This is a genomic window from Streptomyces sp. HUAS CB01 (genome assembly GCF_030406905.1).
In the GTDB taxonomy this organism is placed as follows: domain Bacteria; phylum Actinomycetota; class Actinomycetes; order Streptomycetales; family Streptomycetaceae; genus Streptomyces; species Streptomyces chengbuensis.
In genome coordinates this window covers 1875309-1892701 of the sequence record NZ_CP129137.1, presented here as the reverse complement: position 1 = coordinate 1892701, position 17393 = coordinate 1875309, and the positions used below count along the sequence as shown (strand labels likewise).

At 74.0% G+C, this 17393-nt stretch carries 18 protein-coding genes; 12 read left to right on the top strand and 6 right to left on the bottom strand.

Annotated elements, in window-relative coordinates; all coding sequences use genetic code 11:
- Positions 1 to 79: 79 nt before the first annotated feature.
- Positions 80 to 1270 (top strand): serine hydrolase domain-containing protein, encoded by a 1191-nt coding sequence (locus tag QRN89_RS08450; protein WP_290348729.1) that lies wholly within the window; start codon positions 80 to 82, stop codon positions 1268 to 1270.
- Between the two features lie 176 nt (positions 1271 to 1446).
- Here the strand turns inward: QRN89_RS08450 and QRN89_RS08445 are convergent, their stop codons facing one another.
- The gene (locus tag QRN89_RS08445) at positions 1447 to 2079 is read right to left on the bottom strand and encodes a TIGR03085 family metal-binding protein (RefSeq protein WP_290348728.1); all 633 of its coding nucleotides are present in this window, start codon (positions 2077 to 2079) and stop codon (positions 1447 to 1449) included.
- An 84-nt stretch (positions 2080 to 2163) separates the two neighbouring features.
- Between QRN89_RS08445 and hisI the strand changes: the two genes are divergently transcribed.
- From hisI to lgt, 11 genes are all read left to right on the top strand, one after another.
- Entirely contained in the window at positions 2164 to 2523 is a 360-nt protein-coding gene (hisI, locus tag QRN89_RS08440; protein WP_290348727.1) for a phosphoribosyl-AMP cyclohydrolase, read from the top strand.
- 11 nt (positions 2524 to 2534) lie between these two features.
- The gene (locus QRN89_RS08435; protein ID WP_290348726.1) at positions 2535 to 4085 is read left to right on the top strand and encodes an anthranilate synthase component I; all 1551 of its coding nucleotides are present in this window, start codon (positions 2535 to 2537) and stop codon (positions 4083 to 4085) included.
- Positions 4085 to 4741 carry a TIGR02234 family membrane protein gene (locus tag QRN89_RS08430; RefSeq protein WP_290348725.1) on the top strand — a complete coding sequence of 219 codons (657 nt, stop codon included), beginning with the start codon at positions 4085 to 4087 and terminating at the stop codon, positions 4739 to 4741. Before QRN89_RS08435 ends, QRN89_RS08430 begins: the two co-directional genes overlap by 1 nt.
- A 115-nt stretch (positions 4742 to 4856) precedes the next feature.
- Positions 4857 to 5117 carry an HGxxPAAW family protein gene (locus QRN89_RS08425; RefSeq protein ID WP_290348724.1) on the top strand — a complete coding sequence of 87 codons (261 nt, stop codon included), beginning with the start codon at positions 4857 to 4859 and terminating at the stop codon, positions 5115 to 5117.
- A gap of 86 nt (positions 5118 to 5203) precedes the next feature.
- Positions 5204 to 5725: a DUF2752 domain-containing protein gene (locus QRN89_RS08420; RefSeq protein ID WP_290353622.1), complete on the top strand. Its 522-nt coding sequence runs from the start codon at positions 5204 to 5206 to the stop codon at positions 5723 to 5725.
- Positions 5726 to 5853: 128 nt separating this feature from the next.
- Positions 5854 to 6663: an indole-3-glycerol phosphate synthase TrpC gene (gene trpC / locus QRN89_RS08415; protein WP_138055880.1), complete on the top strand. Its 810-nt coding sequence runs from the start codon at positions 5854 to 5856 to the stop codon at positions 6661 to 6663.
- Positions 6664 to 6783: 120 nt separating this feature from the next.
- Complete coding sequence (trpM, locus tag QRN89_RS35790; protein WP_399010096.1) at positions 6784 to 6963, top strand: tryptophan biosynthesis modulator TrpM; 180 nt, start codon at positions 6784 to 6786, stop codon at positions 6961 to 6963.
- Positions 6964 to 7030: 67 nt separating this feature from the next.
- On the top strand, positions 7031 to 8335 hold the full coding sequence (trpB, locus tag QRN89_RS08410; RefSeq protein ID WP_290348723.1) for a tryptophan synthase subunit beta: 1305 nt from the start codon (positions 7031 to 7033) through the stop codon (positions 8333 to 8335).
- A complete protein-coding gene (gene trpA / locus QRN89_RS08405; RefSeq protein ID WP_290348722.1) occupies positions 8332 to 9144 on the top strand; it encodes a tryptophan synthase subunit alpha in 813 nt (270 codons plus the stop codon). The genes trpB and trpA overlap by 4 nt, the downstream gene beginning before the upstream one ends.
- 115 nt (positions 9145 to 9259) lie before the next feature.
- Positions 9260 to 10087 (top strand): DsbA family protein, encoded by an 828-nt coding sequence (locus QRN89_RS08400; RefSeq protein ID WP_290348721.1) that lies wholly within the window; start codon positions 9260 to 9262, stop codon positions 10085 to 10087.
- Between the two features lie 317 nt (positions 10088 to 10404).
- Positions 10405 to 11319, top strand: coding sequence for a prolipoprotein diacylglyceryl transferase (lgt, locus tag QRN89_RS08395; RefSeq protein WP_290348720.1), 915 nt, complete (start codon positions 10405 to 10407; stop codon positions 11317 to 11319).
- Positions 11320 to 11389: 70 nt separating this feature from the next.
- On the opposite strand, the gene QRN89_RS08390 is transcribed toward lgt, so the two are convergent.
- From QRN89_RS08390 to QRN89_RS08370, 5 genes are all read right to left on the bottom strand, one after another.
- Positions 11390 to 12187 carry an HpcH/HpaI aldolase/citrate lyase family protein gene (locus tag QRN89_RS08390; RefSeq protein ID WP_290348719.1) on the bottom strand — a complete coding sequence of 266 codons (798 nt, stop codon included), beginning with the start codon at positions 12185 to 12187 and terminating at the stop codon, positions 11390 to 11392.
- The gene (locus QRN89_RS08385; protein WP_290348718.1) at positions 12184 to 13434 is read right to left on the bottom strand and encodes a CaiB/BaiF CoA transferase family protein; all 1251 of its coding nucleotides are present in this window, start codon (positions 13432 to 13434) and stop codon (positions 12184 to 12186) included. The genes QRN89_RS08390 and QRN89_RS08385 overlap by 4 nt, the downstream gene beginning before the upstream one ends.
- Positions 13435 to 13816: 382 nt before the next feature.
- The gene (gene rbsK / locus QRN89_RS08380) at positions 13817 to 14725 is read right to left on the bottom strand and encodes a ribokinase (RefSeq protein WP_290348717.1); all 909 of its coding nucleotides are present in this window, start codon (positions 14723 to 14725) and stop codon (positions 13817 to 13819) included.
- Positions 14722 to 16191, bottom strand: coding sequence for an ADP-ribosylglycohydrolase family protein (locus QRN89_RS08375; protein ID WP_290348716.1), 1470 nt, complete (start codon positions 16189 to 16191; stop codon positions 14722 to 14724). Before QRN89_RS08375 ends, rbsK begins: the two co-directional genes overlap by 4 nt.
- Positions 16188 to 17354, bottom strand: a complete 1167-nt coding sequence (locus tag QRN89_RS08370; protein WP_290348715.1) for an ADP-ribosylglycohydrolase family protein — start codon at positions 17352 to 17354, stop codon at positions 16188 to 16190. The genes QRN89_RS08375 and QRN89_RS08370 overlap by 4 nt, the downstream gene beginning before the upstream one ends.
- Between the last annotated feature and the right edge of the window lie 39 nt (positions 17355 to 17393).

Genomic DNA, 17393 nt, shown 5'->3' with positions numbered 1-17393 from the left:
GGGCAGCGGCTTCCCGCCCCACCGGGCGTCGCGGCGTATTCGCGCGCATAGTGCCGTTATGAGGCCGTCCCGTCCGGCGATGCTGCTTCTCGCGGGGGCGCTCGTCGCCGCGAGTCCGGCCACGGCAGCCGCCGACCCCGGACGCGCCACCGGCACCGCGCGACCGTGCGTCGCGTCGCCGCCGCCCAGGGGCGGGGAGGCGCGCGAGGCGCTGGACATCGCCCACCGGGTCAAGACCGGGCAGCACCTCAACTCCGTGCTGGTGCGCGTCACCAGGGACGGCAAGGAGGTCCTCACGGCCGGCCTCGGCGAGTCGATGACCGGCGTTCCCGCCCGGCCCGGTATGCACTTCCGCGCGGGCTCCGTCGCCATCGTCCACATGGGCATCGTCCTCCTCCAGCTGGTGGACGAGAAGAAGGCCGGCCTCGACGACCCCCTGTCCCGCTGGCTGCCCGACGCCCCGCACGCCGACGAGATCACCCTGCGCATGCTCGGCAGCTCCACCTCGGGCCTCCACGACTACGTCACCGACCCGGAGTTCCTCGCCGCACTGGAGGCGGCCCCGTTCCGGCACTGGACGCCGCAGGAACTGGTCGCCTACCCGGCCGCCCACCCTCTCCGGTACGAGCCCGGTACCGGCTGGAGCTACTCGCACGCCAACTTCGTGCTGCTCGGCGCCGCCCTGGAGAAGATCAGCGGCACACCGCTCGACAAGCTGCTCCGGCAGCGCGTCATGGGCCCGCTCGGACTCGCCGACACCCGCAACGCCTTCACCCCGGAGATCCAGCCGCCGGTGCTGCACGCCTTCACCAAGGAGCGCGGCCCCTACGAGGAGTCCACCTTCTGGAACCCGTCCTGGACCACGGCACCCGGCGCCGTCCTCACCACCCACATCTGCGACCTGGCCCGCTCGGCGGAGGCGGTCGGCACCGGCGAACTGCTGTCACCCGCCGCGTTCCGGACCCAGCTCGACCCGGGCACGGTCGGGCTCGGCGGCGCGACGAAGACCTGCCCCGCCACGGTGTGCCTGAAGAACACCGCGGCCGAGCACTTCGGGCTCGGCGTCCTGGTCATGAACGACTGGATCCTGACGAACCCCTCGTTCTCCGGATACGCGGCCGTCCAGGCCTACCTCCCCGCCGAACGGCTCGCCATCGCCGTCGCCACGACCAAGGGCAACGACACCCCGGACGGCAACACCGCACAGACGATCATGAACGGGATCGCCGGGGCCCTCGCTCCCGGACACCCCGCCCCCGGCGGCCACTGACGACGGACGCGCGCAGGCCGAGGAGACGGCGCGCCGGCAGACGACGGCGACCGCTGCGGCGGTGGCGGACTTCCCGTCGGTGGTGACGGCGGTCCGCTCCCCCGACCCCACGGCGCGACTGCGGCGGGGCGGCAGCCCCGGCTCGACCCCGCACGGCCCGACGGCCCGCCCCCGGGTCAGCCCATGCCCAGCTGGGTCCTGCCGACCCGGTCGACCGCCTCCTTGTCGCCCTCGACGTCCACGTGCGCGGCGTCCTGCCGGCCGAAGGCGTACATGGTCAGCTCACCCGGCTCACCGGTCACCGTCACCACCGGGGCACCGCGGTGCGCCACCGCCGTCTGGCCGTTCGGGCGCCGCAGCACCAGCCCCACCGGCGCCTTCCGGCCCAGCAGCCGGGCCGACCTCTCCAGCCGGGACCAGAGCGCGTCCGCGAACACCGGGTCCAGCTCCCGGGGCGTCCAGTCGGACTGCGCCCGCCGCACGTCCTCGGCGTGCACATAGAACTCGACCGTGTTGGACGCCTCGTCCAGCGGCTTGATCGCGAACGGCGAGAGCCGCGGCGGGCCCGTGCGGATCAGCCGGATCAGCTCCTCGTACGGCCTCTCCGCGAACTCCGCCTGCACCCGGTCCAGCCTGCTCCTCAGGGGCCCCACCACCAGCCCCGCGGCCTCAGGGCGCCGTTCGCGCACCACGACATGGGCCGCGAGGTCCCGCGTGTTCCACCCCTCGCACAGCGTCGGGGCGTCCGGGCCCGCCGCCTCCAGCAGGTCGGCGAGCAGAAGTCGTTCACGCTTCGCATGGGTCGACATGGCCGCCAGCCTACGACCGGCCCGCCGGGTCCGCCCAGTGGACGGACACCCGTAACGACCCCGCCGGCGCGGCACAATGGCGGCATGAGCAGCACTCCCAGCGCACTCGCCCCCGCCATCGCCGCCCGCCTCAAGCGCAGCGCCGACGGCCTGGTCCCGGCCATCGCCCAGCAGTACGACACCGGTGAGGTGCTGATGCTCGGCTGGATGGACGACGAGGCGCTGCACCGCACCCTCACCACCGGACGCGCCACCTACTGGTCCCGCAGCCGCCGGGAGTACTGGGTCAAGGGCGACACCTCCGGTCACGTCCAGCACGTGAAGTCCGTCGCCCTCGACTGCGACGCCGACACCGTCCTCGTGAAGGTCGACCAGATCGGTGCCGCCTGCCACACCGGCGACCGCACCTGCTTCGACGCTGACGTGCTCCCCCTGGGCCAGTAGGGTCGTACGCCATGGATCCCGAGACCTTCCGCAAGCTGGCGGCGGACCGCCGCGTCATCCCCGTCAGCCGGCGCCTCCTCGCGGACGGCGACACCCCGGTTGGCCTCTACCGCAAGCTCGCGGGCGAGCGCCCCGGCACCTTCCTCCTCGAGTCCGCCGAAGGGGGCACCTCCCACACCGTCGGGGGCGGGGGCGGGGGGTCGTGGTCCCGGTACTCCTTCATCGGCGTACGGTCCGCCGCGACCCTCACCGTCCGCGACGGGCAGGCGCACTGGCTCGGCACCCCGCCCGTCGGCGTCCCCACGGCGGGCGACCCGCTGAAGGCCCTCCGGGCGACCGTCGAGACCCTCCACACCCCGCGGCAGGACCTCGACGAGGGCATGCCGCCGTTCACCGGAGGCATGGTCGGCTACCTCGGCTACGACATCGTCCGCCGGCTGGAGCGGATCGGGGACCACGGCCGGGACGACCTGCGGCTCCCCGAGCTGACCATGCTGCTCACCTCCGACCTGGCCGTCCTCGACCACTGGGACGGCTCCGTGCTGCTGATCGCCAACGCGATCAACCACAACGACCTCGACACCGGCGTCGACGAGGCCTACGCGGACGCCGTCGCCCGCCTCGACGCCATGGAGGCCGACCTGGCCCGGCCGGTCGAGAGCCCGCCGCTCGCGCTCCCGCCCTCCGAGCTGCCCCCGTACACCGGGTCGATGTGGAGCGGCGAGGACTTCCGGGCCGCCGTCGAGGACGTCAAGGAGCGCATCCGGGCGGGCGAGGCCTTCCAGGTCGTGCCCTCCCAGCGGTTCGAGACCCCGTGCGAGGCGAGCGCCCTCGACGTCTACCGGGTGCTCCGGGCCACCAACCCCAGTCCGTACATGTACCTGCTGCGCCTCCCCCACGAGGACGGCGGCTTCGACGTCGTCGGCTCCAGCCCGGAGGCACTGGTCAAGGTCGAGGACGGGCGCGCCATGGTGCACCCCATCGCCGGTACGCGCCCGCGCGGCGCGACCCCGCAGGAGGACCAGGCGCTCGCCGACGAACTGCTCGCCGACCCCAAGGAGCGCGCCGAGCACCTCATGCTCGTCGACCTCGGCCGCAACGACCTGGGCCGGGTCTGCGAGCCCGGCTCCGTCGAGGTCGTCGACTTCATGTCGATCGAGCGGTACTCGCACGTCATGCACATCGTCTCGACGGTGACGGGCCGGGTCGCCGAGGGCCGTACCGCCTTCGACGTGCTCACCGCCTGCTTCCCCGCAGGCACCCTCTCCGGAGCCCCCAAGCCCCGCGCGATGCAGATCATCGAGGAACTGGAGCCCTCGCGCCGGGGACTGTACGGCGGCGCCGTCGGCTATCTCGACTTCGCGGGCGACTCCGACACCGCCATCGCCATCCGCACGGCGCTGCTCCGCGACGGGACCGCCCACGTCCAGGCCGGGGCGGGGATCGTCGCCGACTCGGACCCGTACGCCGAGGACGCCGAGTGCCGCAACAAGGCGGCCGCGGTGCTGCGTGCCGTGCACACCGCGAACCGGTTGAACGGCGGGCGGACGCGTAAGGAATAGTGGGGGACGTGACTGCTGTACCCGTACCCCATTCCGGTGCCGAGCCCGAGCGGGCGGCCCGTGCGGCCGCGAGCGGCCGGCGCAGCCTCGCCGCGGCCCTGTTCCTCGGCGCCGTCGGCGCCGCGGCGGTGCTCCTCGCCTCCGGGCAGACCTGGGCCGGGGGCACGGCGGCGGTCGGGGCCGGCAGCGTGCCGCTGGAAGCGGACGGCCGCGACGTCACCGGGCTCCCGGCCGCCCTCGCCGTCGTCGGCCTGGCCGCCCTCGTCGCCGTCTTCGCGGTCCGCCGGGCGGGCCGTGTGATCGTCTCCGCCCTGCTCGCGCTGAGCGGGGCCGGGGCCGCGGCCGCCGCCTTCCTCGGTGCCTCGGACTCCACGGCGCTCGACGAGAAGGCCCGGCAGACCACGGGCGACACGGCCGCGGCCATCGACGGCCTCACCCACACGGCCTGGCCGTACGTGACCGCCGCCGCGGGACTGCTGATCCTCGCGGCCGGGCTGCTGGCCCTGCGGTACGGCTCCTCCTGGCCGGCGATGTCCGGCCGCTACGAGCGCGAGGGCGGCGCCCCGCGCGGAGGCCGCCCGGACGCCGACCCGGACCGGCCCGAGGAACTGTGGAAGGCCCTGGACCGGGGCGAGGACCCCACCGGCGACCGCTGAGACCTCCCTCCGCGATCAGTGACGACCCCCACGTCCCGGCAGCCCCACGGGTACGGGACAATGGGACGAGAGCATCCGACTCACCCCCCAGCGCAACACCAACGAGGAGCACTTCATGGCGGGCAGCAGCCACGGACACACCCCGGCCGCCTGGACCGGCGTCACCATCTCCTTCATCGGCTTCTGCATCTCGGGAGTCTTCATGGTGGCCGCAAACCCGCTCGGGTTCTGGGCCGGCATGGGCGTGGTACTCCTCGGCGGTGTCGTCGGTGTTGCGATGAAGGCCGCGGGCCTCGGACAGAAGGAGTCCGCCGTGCCCGTCCCGGCCCGCACCCCGGCCGCGCAGCCGGTGGCGGCCGAGGCGACGGCCTCCTGACCGCAGACGTCCCCGCCAGAGGCGCGGCCCGGCGAGCCCGGGCTGCGCCTCTGCGCATGACCGGGGACAATCGCGGAGTGGAAGCCATGCCTGCCGCCACCCCCGCACCGGGAGCGTCCGCCGTGTCGGGGCCGCCTGTCGTGCCGGGGCCCGAGCCCGTACCGGCGCCCGTGCCCCCGTACCACCGCCAGGGGCCGCCACCGGCACCCCCGCCGCTGCGCCGCCGCCTCGCCGCTCCTCTGGCCACGATGGCCGTCGTGGCCGGGGCCTTCGCCTACGTCGGCGCCGTCGACCCGAACGAGCCCGGTCACTACCCCGTCTGCCCCCTGCTGAGGTTCACCGGGATCTACTGCCCGGGCTGCGGCGGGCTGCGCAGCGCCCATGCCTTCATCCACGGAGACCTGGGGACCGCCTTCGGCGCCAACGCCCTCGCCGTCGCCGGGTACCTGCTCTTCGCCGTGCTCTGGGCCGGGTGGATCGTCCGCGCGGCCGGGGCGAAACCGGTCCGGATCACGCTCGGGCCCGCCTGGTGGTGGGGTCTCGGCGCGCTCCTCGCCGTGTTCACCGTTGTCCGGAACCTGCCGTTCGGCTCGGGACTCGCGCCCTGATCCGGGGAAGAAATCCCAGGTAGTGGGACGGGTGGTCAACCGGATGCGGAGCCATCGCCCGCATCCGGATACCATCGGGATTGCCGACAGTGATCCATCATCCAACCTCCCGGAAGGGGGCCGCTCGCGTGAGTGTGCTCGACGAGATCATCGAAGGCGTGCGCGCCGACCTCGCAGAGCGGCAGGCGCGGGTCAGCCTCGACGAGCTCAAGGAGCGTGCCGCCAAGGCGCCCCAGGCCAAGGACGGCGTCGCCGCGCTGCGCGGAGACGGCGTGAAGGTCATCTGCGAGGTGAAGCGCTCCAGCCCCTCCAAGGGCGCGCTCGCCGCGATCGCCGACCCCGCCGGACTGGCCGCCGACTACGAGGCGGGCGGTGCGGCCGTCATCTCCGTCCTCACCGAACAGCGCCGCTTCGGCGGCTCGCTCGAGGACCTGGAAGCCGTGCGGGCCCGGGTGGACATCCCCGTGCTCCGCAAGGACTTCATCGTCACGTCGTACCAGCTGTGGGAGGCCCGTGCGTACGGCGCCGACCTGGCCCTGCTGATCGTCGCCGCCCTCGACCAGGAGGCCCTCGTCTCCCTGATCGAGCGCGCCGAGTCGATCGGGCTCACCCCGCTCGTCGAGGTCCATGACGAGGACGAGGTCGAGCGGGCCGTGGACGCCGGAGCCAAGATCATCGGTGTCAACGCGCGTGACCTCAGGACGCTCAAGGTCGACCGTTCCACCTTCGAACGGGTCGTCCCCGAGGTTCCCGCAGGAATCGTCAAGGTCGCCGAGTCCGGCATCCGCGGGCCCCACGACCTGATCGCGTACGCCAACGCCGGCGCTGACGCGGTGCTGGTCGGGGAGTCCCTGGTCACCGGCCGGGACCCGAAGGCCGCCGTGGCCGATCTGGTCGCCGCGGGCGCCCACCCGGCGCTGCGGCAGGGGAGGGACTGACCTCCCGTGGCTTGTTCGGGCTCGGTTCGCCTCCGGGGCGCCTCGGTGTGCCTCGACGGTCGGTCGTGCTCGGTCCCTCGTGCCTCGGGGTCTCCGCGCGTTCTCCCTTTCGACGCCCACGTGCCCCTTCGGCTCAGTCGCCCTCGCCCGAGCGGGACGCGTGTGCCGCACGCACCACTGGCACGCGGCTGCCGCCCGCGCGGCTGCCGCGCCCCGGCCCGGCGGGTGCACGGACGACGGGTCAGGTACGTCATCGGGGACGAGCCCGGCCAGGTCAACGGCATGCGATGGCGTCGCTGAGCGCAACGCTCAGCACCGGACGTCATCACTCATTTCTCTTCGGCTCACCCACACGAGGAGTTCTGGCATGCCCAGTCAATACTTCGTTCCCGACCCCGAGGGTCAGGTGCCGAACGCCGCCGGCTACTTCGGCGACTTCGGCGGCAAGTTCATCCCCGAGGCGCTCGTCGCCGCGGTCGACGAGGTGGCGGTCGAGTACGACAAGGCCAAGTCCGACCCGGCCTTCGCCGCCGAACTCGACGAGCTGCTCGTCCACTACACCGGCCGCCCCAGCGCCCTGACAGAGGTGCCCCGCTTCGCCGAACACGCGGGCGGCGCGCGGGTCTTCCTCAAGCGCGAGGACCTCAACCACACCGGCTCGCACAAGATCAACAACGTGCTGGGGCAGGCGCTGCTCACCCGGCGCATGGGCAAGACCCGGGTCATCGCCGAGACCGGCGCCGGCCAGCACGGCGTGGCCACCGCCACCGCCTGCGCCCTCTTCGGCCTCGACTGCACGATCTACATGGGCGAGATCGACACACAGCGCCAGGCCCTGAACGTCGCCCGCATGCGCATGCTCGGCGCCGAGGTGGTGCCGGTGAAGTCCGGCAGCCGCACCCTGAAGGACGCCATCAACGAGGCGTTCCGCGACTGGGTCGCCAACGTCGACCGCACCCACTACCTCTTCGGCACGGTCGCGGGCCCGCACCCCTTCCCGGCGATGGTCCGCGACTTCCACCGGGTCATCGGCGTCGAGGCCCGGCGCCAGATCCTGGAGCGCACGGGCCGTCTCCCGGACGCCGCCGTCGCCTGTGTCGGCGGAGGCTCCAACGCCATCGGCCTCTTCCACGCCTTCATCCCGGACGAGGGCGTGCGCCTGGTGGGCTGCGAGCCCGCGGGCCACGGCGTGGAGACCGGTGAGCACGCGGCCACCCTGACCGCGGGCGAGCCGGGCATCCTGCACGGCTCGCGCAGCTACGTCCTCCAGGACGACGAGGGACAGATCACCGAGCCGTACTCGATCTCGGCCGGCCTGGACTACCCGGGCATCGGCCCGGAGCACTCGTACCTCAAGGACACCGGCCGCGGCGAGTACCGGGCGGTGACCGACGACGCCGCCATGCAGGCGCTGCGGCTGCTCTCCCGCACGGAGGGCATCATCCCGGCCATCGAGTCCGCGCACGCGCTGGCCGGCGCCCTCGAACTCGGCAGGGAGCTCGGCAAGGACGGACTGGTCCTGGTCAACCTGTCCGGCCGGGGCGACAAGGACATGGACACCGCCGCCCGCTACTTCGGGCTGTACGACAAGGACGGCGCCGCCGGCACGGACGCCGTCGTCGAGGCGGACGCCACGGGCGAGGTCGCGGAGATCGAGGGGGACGCCAAGTGAGCGGCAACATCCGACTGCTGAGCGACACCCTGGCGCGGGCGAAGTCCGAGGACCGGGCCGCCCTCGTCGCCTACCTCCCGGCCGGCTTCCCGACCGTCGACGGCGGCATCGAGGCGATCAAGGCCGTCTTCGACGGCGGCGCCGACATCGTCGAGGTGGGCCTGCCGCACAGCGACCCCGTGCTGGACGGACCGGTCATCCAGACCGCCGACGACATCGCCCTGCGCGGCGGCGTCAGGATCGCCGACGTGATGCGCACCGTCCGCGAGGCCCACCAGGCCACGGGCAAGCCGGTGCTGGTGATGACGTACTGGAACCCCATCGACCGGTACGGCGTCGAGCGCTTCACCGCCGAGCTCGCCGAGGCGGGCGGCGCGGGCTGCATCCTGCCGGACCTGCCGGTCCAGGAGTCCGCCCTGTGGCGCGAGCACGCCGAGAAGCACGGGCTCGCCACGGTCTTCGTCGTCGCGCCCAGCAGCAGGGACGGGCGGCTCGCCGAGATCACGGCCGCGGGCTCGGGCTTCGTCTACGCCGCCTCGCTGATGGGCGTCACCGGCACTCGTGCGTCCGTCGGCGCCCAGGCCCAGGACCTGGTGGGACGCACCCGCGCCACCACCGACATGCCCGTGTGCGTCGGCCTGGGCGTCTCCGACGCCGAGCAGGCCGCCGAGGTCGCGGGCTTCGCCGACGGGGTGATCGTCGGCTCGGCGTTCGTCAAGCGGCTGCTCGACGCCGACGACCACGCCGCCGGAATCGCGGCGGTGCGGGCGCTGGCGGCCGAGCTCGCGGAGGGCGTCCGCAAGCGGTGACCGACGGGGGCCGTCCGGTCGTGGAACGAAGGATCTGATCGGACCGGCTCACCCGTCCGGGTGGACATGGGACCGGGGAGGCGCATGAGCGCCTCCCCGGTTCGTTGCTGTGGTCGTGAGCGAGAACAACCAAGACGGAAGGCGGGCCGCGCGCGAGCGGCTCATGCGCGATCGCGAGCTGCAGAAGGCCCGCGAGAAGCGACGGCGCCTGTTGATCGTGTCCGCCGCCGTGGTCGGCGTCCTGGGCCTGGCCGCGGTCGTCGGCGTGATCGCGGCGGGCGGCGGGGGCAAGGACGAGGGCTCGGCCGCCGACGGTCCGGTGGTGGCCCCGAGCGGCGCACAGGGCGAGGACGCGCTCGCCCTCCCGGCGGGCGCCGACGACGCGCCGTCGACGCTCACGGTCTGGGAGGACTTCCGCTGCCCGGCCTGCGCCCAGTTCGAGAACGTGATGAGGGACACGATCCACGACCTGACCGCCTCGGGTCAGCTCAGGGTCGAGTACCACCTCGCGACGATCATCGACGGCGGCATGGGCGGCAACGGCTCGCACCGCGCGGCGAACGCGGCCGCGTGCGCGCAGGACGCCGGGAAGTTCGTCGAGTACCACGACGTGCTCTACCAGAACCAGCCGCCGGAGACCGAGGACGCCTTCGGCGAGAACAAGCGGCTGATCGAGCTCGCGGGCAAGGTGCCCGGTCTCGTCACCCCCGCTTTCACGGATTGCGTGGAGTCCGGCAAGCACGACGGCTGGGTGGACAAGTCCGGTCAGGCCTTCCAGGAGCAGAACTTCCGGGGCACCCCCACGGTGCTGCTCAACGGCGAGTCCGTCTTCCCGCAGAAGGGCAAGGAGCAGATCAGCCCGGAGAACCTGCGGAAGTGGGTCGCCGAGGCCAACAAGGGCAAGAAGCCGGCCACGGGGCAGCCGAGCCCGGCCGCTTCCTGACGGCAGACGCTCCCGGATGGGCGGTCCGCGGCACGGCCGGGGGACGCCCACCGGCGTGTCGGGGTGTCCCGGTGCCGGAACGGGTCCGCGTGGGTGCGCGTACGTGTCCGCGCCGTACGTCCGGTCCGCCATGCCCGCGTGTCCGCGCCGTACGCCGTCCGCCCCACCCCGCGCGGGGTGTCGCCCCTGCGGACGGGCCGGGCCCCCTCCGGGCGGACGTGCCACCGGACCGGGGCCGCGGACCAGGGGCTCGTTATGCAGACGTTGCGCGGTCGCTTGCCGTGCCCGGGGCCCGGCAAGGTAGCGTCGGACCTGCCATGGACCTTGCCTACATTCCCAGCCCGTCCACGGGTGTCGTCCACCTCGGACCGCTTCCGCTGCGCGGCTACGCCTTCTGCATCATCATCGGTGTCTTCGTGGCCGTCTGGTACGGCAACAAGCGCTGGATCGCCCGCGGCGGCAAAGCCGGCACGGTGGCCGACATCGCCGTGTGGGCCGTCCCCTTCGGTCTCGTCGGCGGCCGTCTGTACCACGTGATCACCGACTACCAGCTGTACTTCGGCGAGGGTGAGAACTGGGTCGACGCGTTCAAGATCTGGGAGGGCGGCCTCGGCATCTGGGGCGCCATCGCGCTCGGCGCGGTCGGCGCGTGGATCGGCTGCCGCCGCCGGGGCATCCCGCTGCCCGCGTACGCGGACGCCATCGCACCCGGCATCGCCTTCGCGCAGGCGATCGGCCGCTGGGGCAACTGGTTCAACCAGGAGCTGTACGGGAAGCCCACCGACCTTCCGTGGGCCCTCGAGATCAGCGAGGGCGCGAATCGGGAGGCCGGCCTCTACCACCCGACGTTCCTCTACGAGTCGCTGTGGTGCGTCGGTGTCGCACTGCTGGTGATCTGGGCCGACCGCCGCTTCCGGCTCGGACACGGACGCGCCTTCGCGCTGTACGTCGCCGCGTACTGCGCCGGCCGGGCCTGGATCGAGTACATGCGGGTCGACGAGGCGCACCACGTCCTCGGCCTCCGGCTGAACGTCTGGACCGCGATCGTGGTCTTCGTCCTGGCGGTGGTCTACATCGTGGTCTCCGCCCGCGTCCGTCCGGGCCGCGAGGAGATCGTCGAGCCCGCCGCGGTGCAGCAGGGCAAGGCGGCGGACTCCGCCTCCGGGGCCCCGTCGCTCGACAAGGACGCCGAGGGCGACCCGGCCGACTCCGGGTCCGCGAACAGAAGCTGACCGGAGCCGGGGCTCCGCACAGGGCGTTCCGCGCCCGGCCCCCGGCCGGCCGCTCTACCGCGACGGCCCGTCACGCGCCGTCGCGGCCCGTGAGGGAGAGCGTGCGGTGGGCCGCGGCGACGACGGCCGCGTCCACGAAGCGGCCGTCGGGCAGTGCCAGGGCGCCCGCGTCCGTCGCCGCCGCCTTGACGATCTCCTCCGCCGCCTCCACCTCCTCGGGGCTGGGCAGATAGGCGCGCTCGATCACCGGGAGCTGCCGGGGATGGATGGCGGCCCGGCCGAGGAAGCCCAGGGAGCGGCCGTGGGCGCAGGACGCCGCCAGTCCGTCCAGGTCGCGGATGTCCGGGAACACCGACTGCGTCGGCGGGGGCAGACCCGCCGCACGGGCGGCGACGACCACACGGCTGCGCGGCCAGTCCAGTCCGGTGTCGTTCCGCACGCCCAGGTCGGCCCGGAGGTCCGCCTCGCCGAGCGCGATGCCGCGCACCGCGGGGTCGGCCGTCGCGATCGCGTAGGCGTGCTCCACCCCGCCCGCGGATTCCAGCAGCGCGTACAGCCCCTTCCCGGGGGCCAGCTTCGCCGGGACCCGGATGTCGGTGGCGTGTGTCACCTTGGGGATGCGCAGCGCCGCAAGGCCCGGCAGGGGGGCCAGCGGGGCGATGTCCCGTTCCGCGTGGATGCGGACGTGGACCGGCACGGGCTGGGGGGATGACAGCAGTTCGACGGTGGCGGCGAGGGCGTACGCCTTGCGGTGCGGGGCGACCGCGTCCTCGAGGTCGACGATCACGATGTCTGCACCCGAGGAGAGGGCCTTCCGGACCACCTCGGGGCGGTCCCCGGGGGCGTACAACCAGGTGAGCGGGGTCATAGCACGCCTTCGCTGCGCAGGGCGGCGATCCTGCCGGGGGTGAGCCCGAGTTCGCCCAGCACGGCGTCGGTGTCCGCGCCGTGCGGCCGACCGGCCCAGCGGATGCCACCAGGGGTCTCGGAGAGGCGGAAGAGGATGTTCTGCATACGGATCGGGCCGAGTTCCGGATCGGGGACCTCGGTGACGCTGTCCAGCGCCCGGTACTGGGGATCCTCCATGACGTCCCGTACGTCGTGGACGGGGGCGACCGCTGCCTCGGCCTTGTCGAAGGCGGCGACGACCTCGTCCCGCGTGTGGCGGGCGATCCAGGCGCCCACGGCCTCGTCGAGCACGTCCGCGTGCTCGGCCCGTCCGCTGCCCGACGCGAACCACGGCTCGGAGGTGAGCTCCGGACGCCCCACGAGCCGCATCACGCGTTCGGCCACGGACTGCGCGGACGTGGAGACGGCGAGCCAGGAGCCGTCGGCCGCCCGGTAGGTGTTGCGGGGGGCGTTGTTGCGGGACCGGTTGCCGGTGCGCGGTTGGACGTAGCCGAGCTGGTCGTACCAGATGGGCTGCGGCCCGAGCACGGTGAGGATGGGCTCGATGATGGCCATGTCGACGACCTGGCCGCGGCCGGTGGAGGCACGGGCGGTGAGCGCGGTCATGACGGCGTAGGCGGTGGCGAGCGCCGCGATGGAGTCCGCGAGGCCGAAAGGCGGCAGCGTGGGCGGGCCGTCCGGCTCGCCGGTGATCGCGGCGAAGCCGCTCATGGCCTCGGCGAGGGTGCCGAAGCCGGGCCGGTGGGAGTACGGGCCGAACTGGCCGAAGCCGGTGACGCGGGCCAGCACCACCCGGGGATTGGCGGCGCTGAGCTCGTCCCAGCCGAGCTGCCACCGCTCCAGCGTGCCGGGGCGGAAGTTCTCGACGACGACGTCCGCGGTGGCGGCGAGCCGCAGGAGGGTCTCGCGGCCACCGGGCGTGGAGAGGTCGAGAGTGATGGTCCGCTTGTTGCGGCCGAGCAGCTTCCACCACAGCCCGACGCCGTCCTTGCCGGGGCCGTGGCCGCGTGACGGGTCGGGTCTGCGGGGGTGCTCGACCTTGATCACATCGGCGCCGAAGTCGCCGAGCATCGTCGCGGCCAGCGGCCCGGCGAAGAGGGTGGCGATGTCGAGGACGCGCAGCCCGGCGAGCGGTCCGCCCGTGGTGGGCGCGCCGGCCGGGTCGGTCTGGCGGGCGGCGACACCATCGGCGTCGGGGTCGTGCATGGGGGCTCCTTGCGAGTCTCCTGCGGTGTGCGTGCGGCGACGACGGGACGTGCGGTACGGCTCGTCGGGGCTCGTGCGGTGGGTGCGGTGCGTGGGGGTCGGGCCGCGCTCGGCGGGAGGTGTGCGCGTGAGGCGTGTGCGGGTCCCGGGGCGGGGTGCGGTCGTGCGATGGGTGATCTCGGGTCGGGGTGCGTGGGCGTGCGGGCGGGGTCGGCGGGGGTGTGCGGGTGAGGCGTGTGCGGGTCGTGCGGCTGCGGCCCTCCGCGAAGGCGCTCGCCTGGCCCGGGTGTGGGACGGCGGGCCCGGGGCGCCGGGTCCGGGGCCGGCACCCCGCCGCGGGGACCGGGCCGTGCGGGGCCTCGGCGGACGGACCGCGCCGGGCTCAGCCGTCCGTGACGCCCTCCAGCCGGCCGGCGTCGATCTCGGGGCGGTACGGCATCGAGGACGAGGCGCCGGGGCGCTGCACGGACAGCGCCGCCGCGGTGGACGCCCAGGCCATCGCCTCGGCCATCGGCCGGCCCTCGACGAGGGCCACGCTGAGCGCGCCGACGAAGGTGTCCCCGGCGGCCGTCGTGTCGACGGCCCGTACCCGGGGTGCCGGGACGGCGACCGGTTCGGTGTCACGGGCCACGTACAGGCTGCCCGCCGCGCCGAGCGTGATCACCACCTGCGGCACCTGGCGGAGCAGCGCCTCGGCCGCCGCCCGCGGGTCGGTGATTCCGGTGAGGAGGGCGGCCTCGTGCTCGTTCGGCACCAGCAGGTCGGTGACCGCGAGCAGTTCGGGCGGCAGGGGCTGCGCGGGCGCGGGGGTGAGGACGGTCCGTACTCCGTGCCGGCGGGCGGCCTCGGCACCGGCGACCACCCCGGCGAGGGGGAGTTCGAGCTGGAGCAGCAGCGCGTCCGCGGCGCCGATGACGGTCTCGTCGCCGGGGGTGAGGTGGTCCACGGTCCCGTTGGCGCCGGGGATGACGACGATGGCGTTGCCGCCCTCGTCGTCCACCACGATGTGCGCGGTTCCCGACGGCCCCTCCGCGGTGCGCAGCAGATCGGTGTCGACCGCCGAGTGCTCGAGCGTCTCCCGCAGCACGACGCCGAAGTCGTCCGTGCCGATGGCGCCGATCATCGCCACCTCACCGCCGGCCCGTGCCGCGGCCACGGCCTGGTTGGCGCCCTTGCCGCCGGGGACGGTGCGGAACTCCCGTCCCGTCACGGTCTCCCCGCGCCGCGGGGCCCTGGGGACGTAGGCGACGAGGTCCATGTTGGTGCTGCCGAGCACGACGATGCCGGTCATGGGTGCGGGTCCTCCCGGAGAGTGATGCGGTCGCACGTGAGGCGGGCGAGCGAGTCGAAGCCGATGCCGTCGAACCCTGCGACCGTAGTGGTGAGACGGTTCTTGAGCGGGGCGGTCCAGCGCTCGGGCAGGCGGTCGGGGCGGCCGGCGAGCAGCCCCGTCAGCGAACCGGCGGTGGCGCCGTTGGAGTCCGTGTCCCAGCCGCCCGACACGGCACGGCAGACGGCGCCGGTGAAGTCGCCGTCCGCGTGGGTGAGCGCGGCGGCGAGCAGGGCGGCGTTGGGGACGACGTGCACCCAGTGGTAGGCGCCGTGCGCGTCGTGCAGCCGGTCCACGACGGTGTCGAAGTCGTCGTGCGCGGCGGCCGTGGCGACACCGTGGCGCACGGCCTCCGCGAGCCGTGACCGGGGCGGTACGACACGGAGCCCCTCACGCAGGCACATGTGCACGTCGGCGCCGCCGCCGGCCGCGACGGCGAGCGCGGCCGCGATGAACATGGCCCCGTACACGCCGTTCGCGGTGTGGGTGAGCACCGCGTCCCGGTGGGCCTGTTCGGCCGCGGCGGCCGGGTCCCCCGGGTGGGTCCAGCCGTGCACGTCGGCGCGGATCGCGGCGCCGATCCACTCCCGGAAGGGGTTGTGCCGGGTCGCGGTCTCCGGCGGTTCCAGGCCGTGGAGGAGATTGCGGTAGGCGACCCGCTCGGCGGTGAAGGTGCGGCCCGCGGGGAGTTCGTCCAGCCAGAGCCGGGCGACGTCGGCGGTGGCGAAGCCCCGTCCGTACCGCTGGAGGAGGAGCAGGTTCAGCAGCGGGTAGTTGAGGTCGTCGTCCTCGGGCATGCCGTCGATGTTCTCGGCGAGCGAGGTGGGGGCGGACCGGCGGTTCCACGGGTGGGCCGCCAGCAGTCCGGGAGGCACGCCCTTGGCGGTGAACCAGTGCGAGAGCGGCCAGTTGCCGGTGGCGCGGGCGAGTGCGCGGATGGCGTGCAGGGGGAGCTTCTCCACGGGCTTGCCGAGCAGGCATCCGGCGGCCCGGCCGAGCCAGGCGGCGTGCAACCGCCGCAGCACCGGCTCGTCGTGCCCGTCGGAGGATGCCCCCTCCGGCCGGTCGTCCGGCCCGCCGGCGGGTGCCCATTCCTGCCGGCCGTCCGTCCTGGCCCGCGGCCCCTCCGGCGAACGGGAGGCGGGCCAGTCGGGGCACGCCGCGCGGATGGCCGCCAGGTCCGTCGGCTCGCGGTCGGCGAACGGGACGGGGAGCGCGTCCAGTTCGTCCAGCAGCCGGATCGCCAGCGTCCTCAGCCGGGGACCGGCGGGCCGGGGCGAGGCGCCGGCGGCCGTCGGGGCCGGTGTGCCGCCCGCCGTACGCCAGCGGTGCGCGACCGCCGAGGCGTCGCGGCCGTCCTCGGTGGCCTGGCGGAGCTCGTGGCCCACCAGGTCCTCGGGCTGGACCCAGGTCAGCCGGAGGTTCACCGGGCGTCCGTCAGCCGGGCGAAGGCCGCCTCGTGCACCCGCCGGCGCCGGGTGTCACGGGCGAAGACCTCGTAGGCGACCTCCGTGAGGGTGCGCGCAGGGGCGTGCAGGTCCAGACGGCTGGCCTCGGCGACGGTCTTCACCCAGTCGGTCGGCACCGGTTCCTCGCCGTACAGCGCGCCCGCGAGCGCCCCGGACATCGTGGCGATCGAGTCGCAGTCCCGGCCGTAGTTCACGGAGCCCAGCACGGTCCTGCGGTAGTCGCCGTCGCCGATGAGCAGCATGCCCAGCGCGATGGGGAGTTCCTCGATGGAGTGCAGCCGTGAGGGGCGGCGGGCGGCCAGTGACGGTGCGCGGTAGTCGGGGCCCACGGTGTCGAAGGGCGCGACCGCCTCACGGAGGGGGCGGAGCGCGGACTCGAAGTCGCTGTGCCGGGAGGCGGCTTCGGCCACCGCCTCGATCGCCGAGCGGGTGCCGTCCTTGGCGAGCGACAGGCAGGTCTCGACGACGGACTCCGGGCTCGCGCCGGGTGAGCAGGCCGCGGCGACCGCGGCGGCGAGGACGCCCGCGGCCTCCCGCCCGTACGAGGACTGGTGGGCGCCCGCCACGTCCAGGGCCTCCGCGTAGGCGGCGGCCGGGTTGGCGGCGTTGACCAGGCCGACGGGAGCCATGTACATGGCCGCACCGCAGTTGACGATGTTCCCGGTCCCGGCCTCGCGCGGGTCGACATGGCCGTAGTGCAGCCGCGCGGCGAGCCACTTCTCGGCGAGGAACACCCGCTGCAGGGGCAGCGCCTCGGCCTCCAGCTCGGGGATCCAGCGGGGTGTGGAGACGAGGTCCGGTACGAGGTGGTCGGCGACGGCGTACGCGTCGAGATGGTCCCGGACGGTGCCGTAGACGCGGACGAGGGCGTGCGTCATCAGGGTGTCGTCGGTGACGTGCCCGTCGCCCTTGTGGTACGGCGCGATGGGGCGGGCGGTGCGCCAGTCCTCGCCGTGCCAGGGGCCGACGATGCCCTGGACGCGGCCGCCGTGGCGTTCCGCGATCTGCTCCGGCGTGTATCCCTCGACCGGCCCGCCGAGCGCGTCGCCCACCGCGGCGCCGACGAGGGAGCCCGTGATCCGGTCGTCGAGTGAGGCGACCGGGTGCGCTGAGAGTGTCATGTCGGAATTGTCCACCCGGGGTGGGCGCGGGTGAGGCAG

What these genes read in the sequence shown, in the direction of transcription:
- QRN89_RS08450 (WP_290348729.1), top strand. Translation starts at nt 80, where the DNA reads ATGCTGCTTCTCGCGGGGGCGCTCGTCGCCGCGAGTCCGGCCACGGCA.
- QRN89_RS08445 (WP_290348728.1), bottom strand. Translation starts at nt 2,079, where the DNA reads ATGTCGACCCATGCGAAGCGTGAACGACTTCTGCTCGCCGACCTGCTG.
- hisI (WP_290348727.1), top strand. Translation starts at nt 2,164, where the DNA reads ATGAGCAGCACTCCCAGCGCACTCGCCCCCGCCATCGCCGCCCGCCTC.
- QRN89_RS08435 (WP_290348726.1), top strand. Translation starts at nt 2,535, where the DNA reads ATGGATCCCGAGACCTTCCGCAAGCTGGCGGCGGACCGCCGCGTCATC.
- QRN89_RS08425 (WP_290348724.1), top strand. Translation starts at nt 4,857, where the DNA reads ATGGCGGGCAGCAGCCACGGACACACCCCGGCCGCCTGGACCGGCGTC.
- QRN89_RS08420 (WP_290353622.1), top strand. Translation starts at nt 5,204, where the DNA reads ATGCCTGCCGCCACCCCCGCACCGGGAGCGTCCGCCGTGTCGGGGCCG.
- trpB (WP_290348723.1), top strand. Translation starts at nt 7,031, where the DNA reads ATGCCCAGTCAATACTTCGTTCCCGACCCCGAGGGTCAGGTGCCGAAC.
- lgt (WP_290348720.1), top strand. Translation starts at nt 10,405, where the DNA reads ATGGACCTTGCCTACATTCCCAGCCCGTCCACGGGTGTCGTCCACCTC.
- QRN89_RS08390 (WP_290348719.1), bottom strand. Translation starts at nt 12,187, where the DNA reads ATGACCCCGCTCACCTGGTTGTACGCCCCCGGGGACCGCCCCGAGGTG.
- QRN89_RS08385 (WP_290348718.1), bottom strand. Translation starts at nt 13,434, where the DNA reads ATGCACGACCCCGACGCCGATGGTGTCGCCGCCCGCCAGACCGACCCG.
- rbsK (WP_290348717.1), bottom strand. Translation starts at nt 14,725, where the DNA reads ATGACCGGCATCGTCGTGCTCGGCAGCACCAACATGGACCTCGTCGCC.
- QRN89_RS08370 (WP_290348715.1), bottom strand. Translation starts at nt 17,354, where the DNA reads ATGACACTCTCAGCGCACCCGGTCGCCTCACTCGACGACCGGATCACG.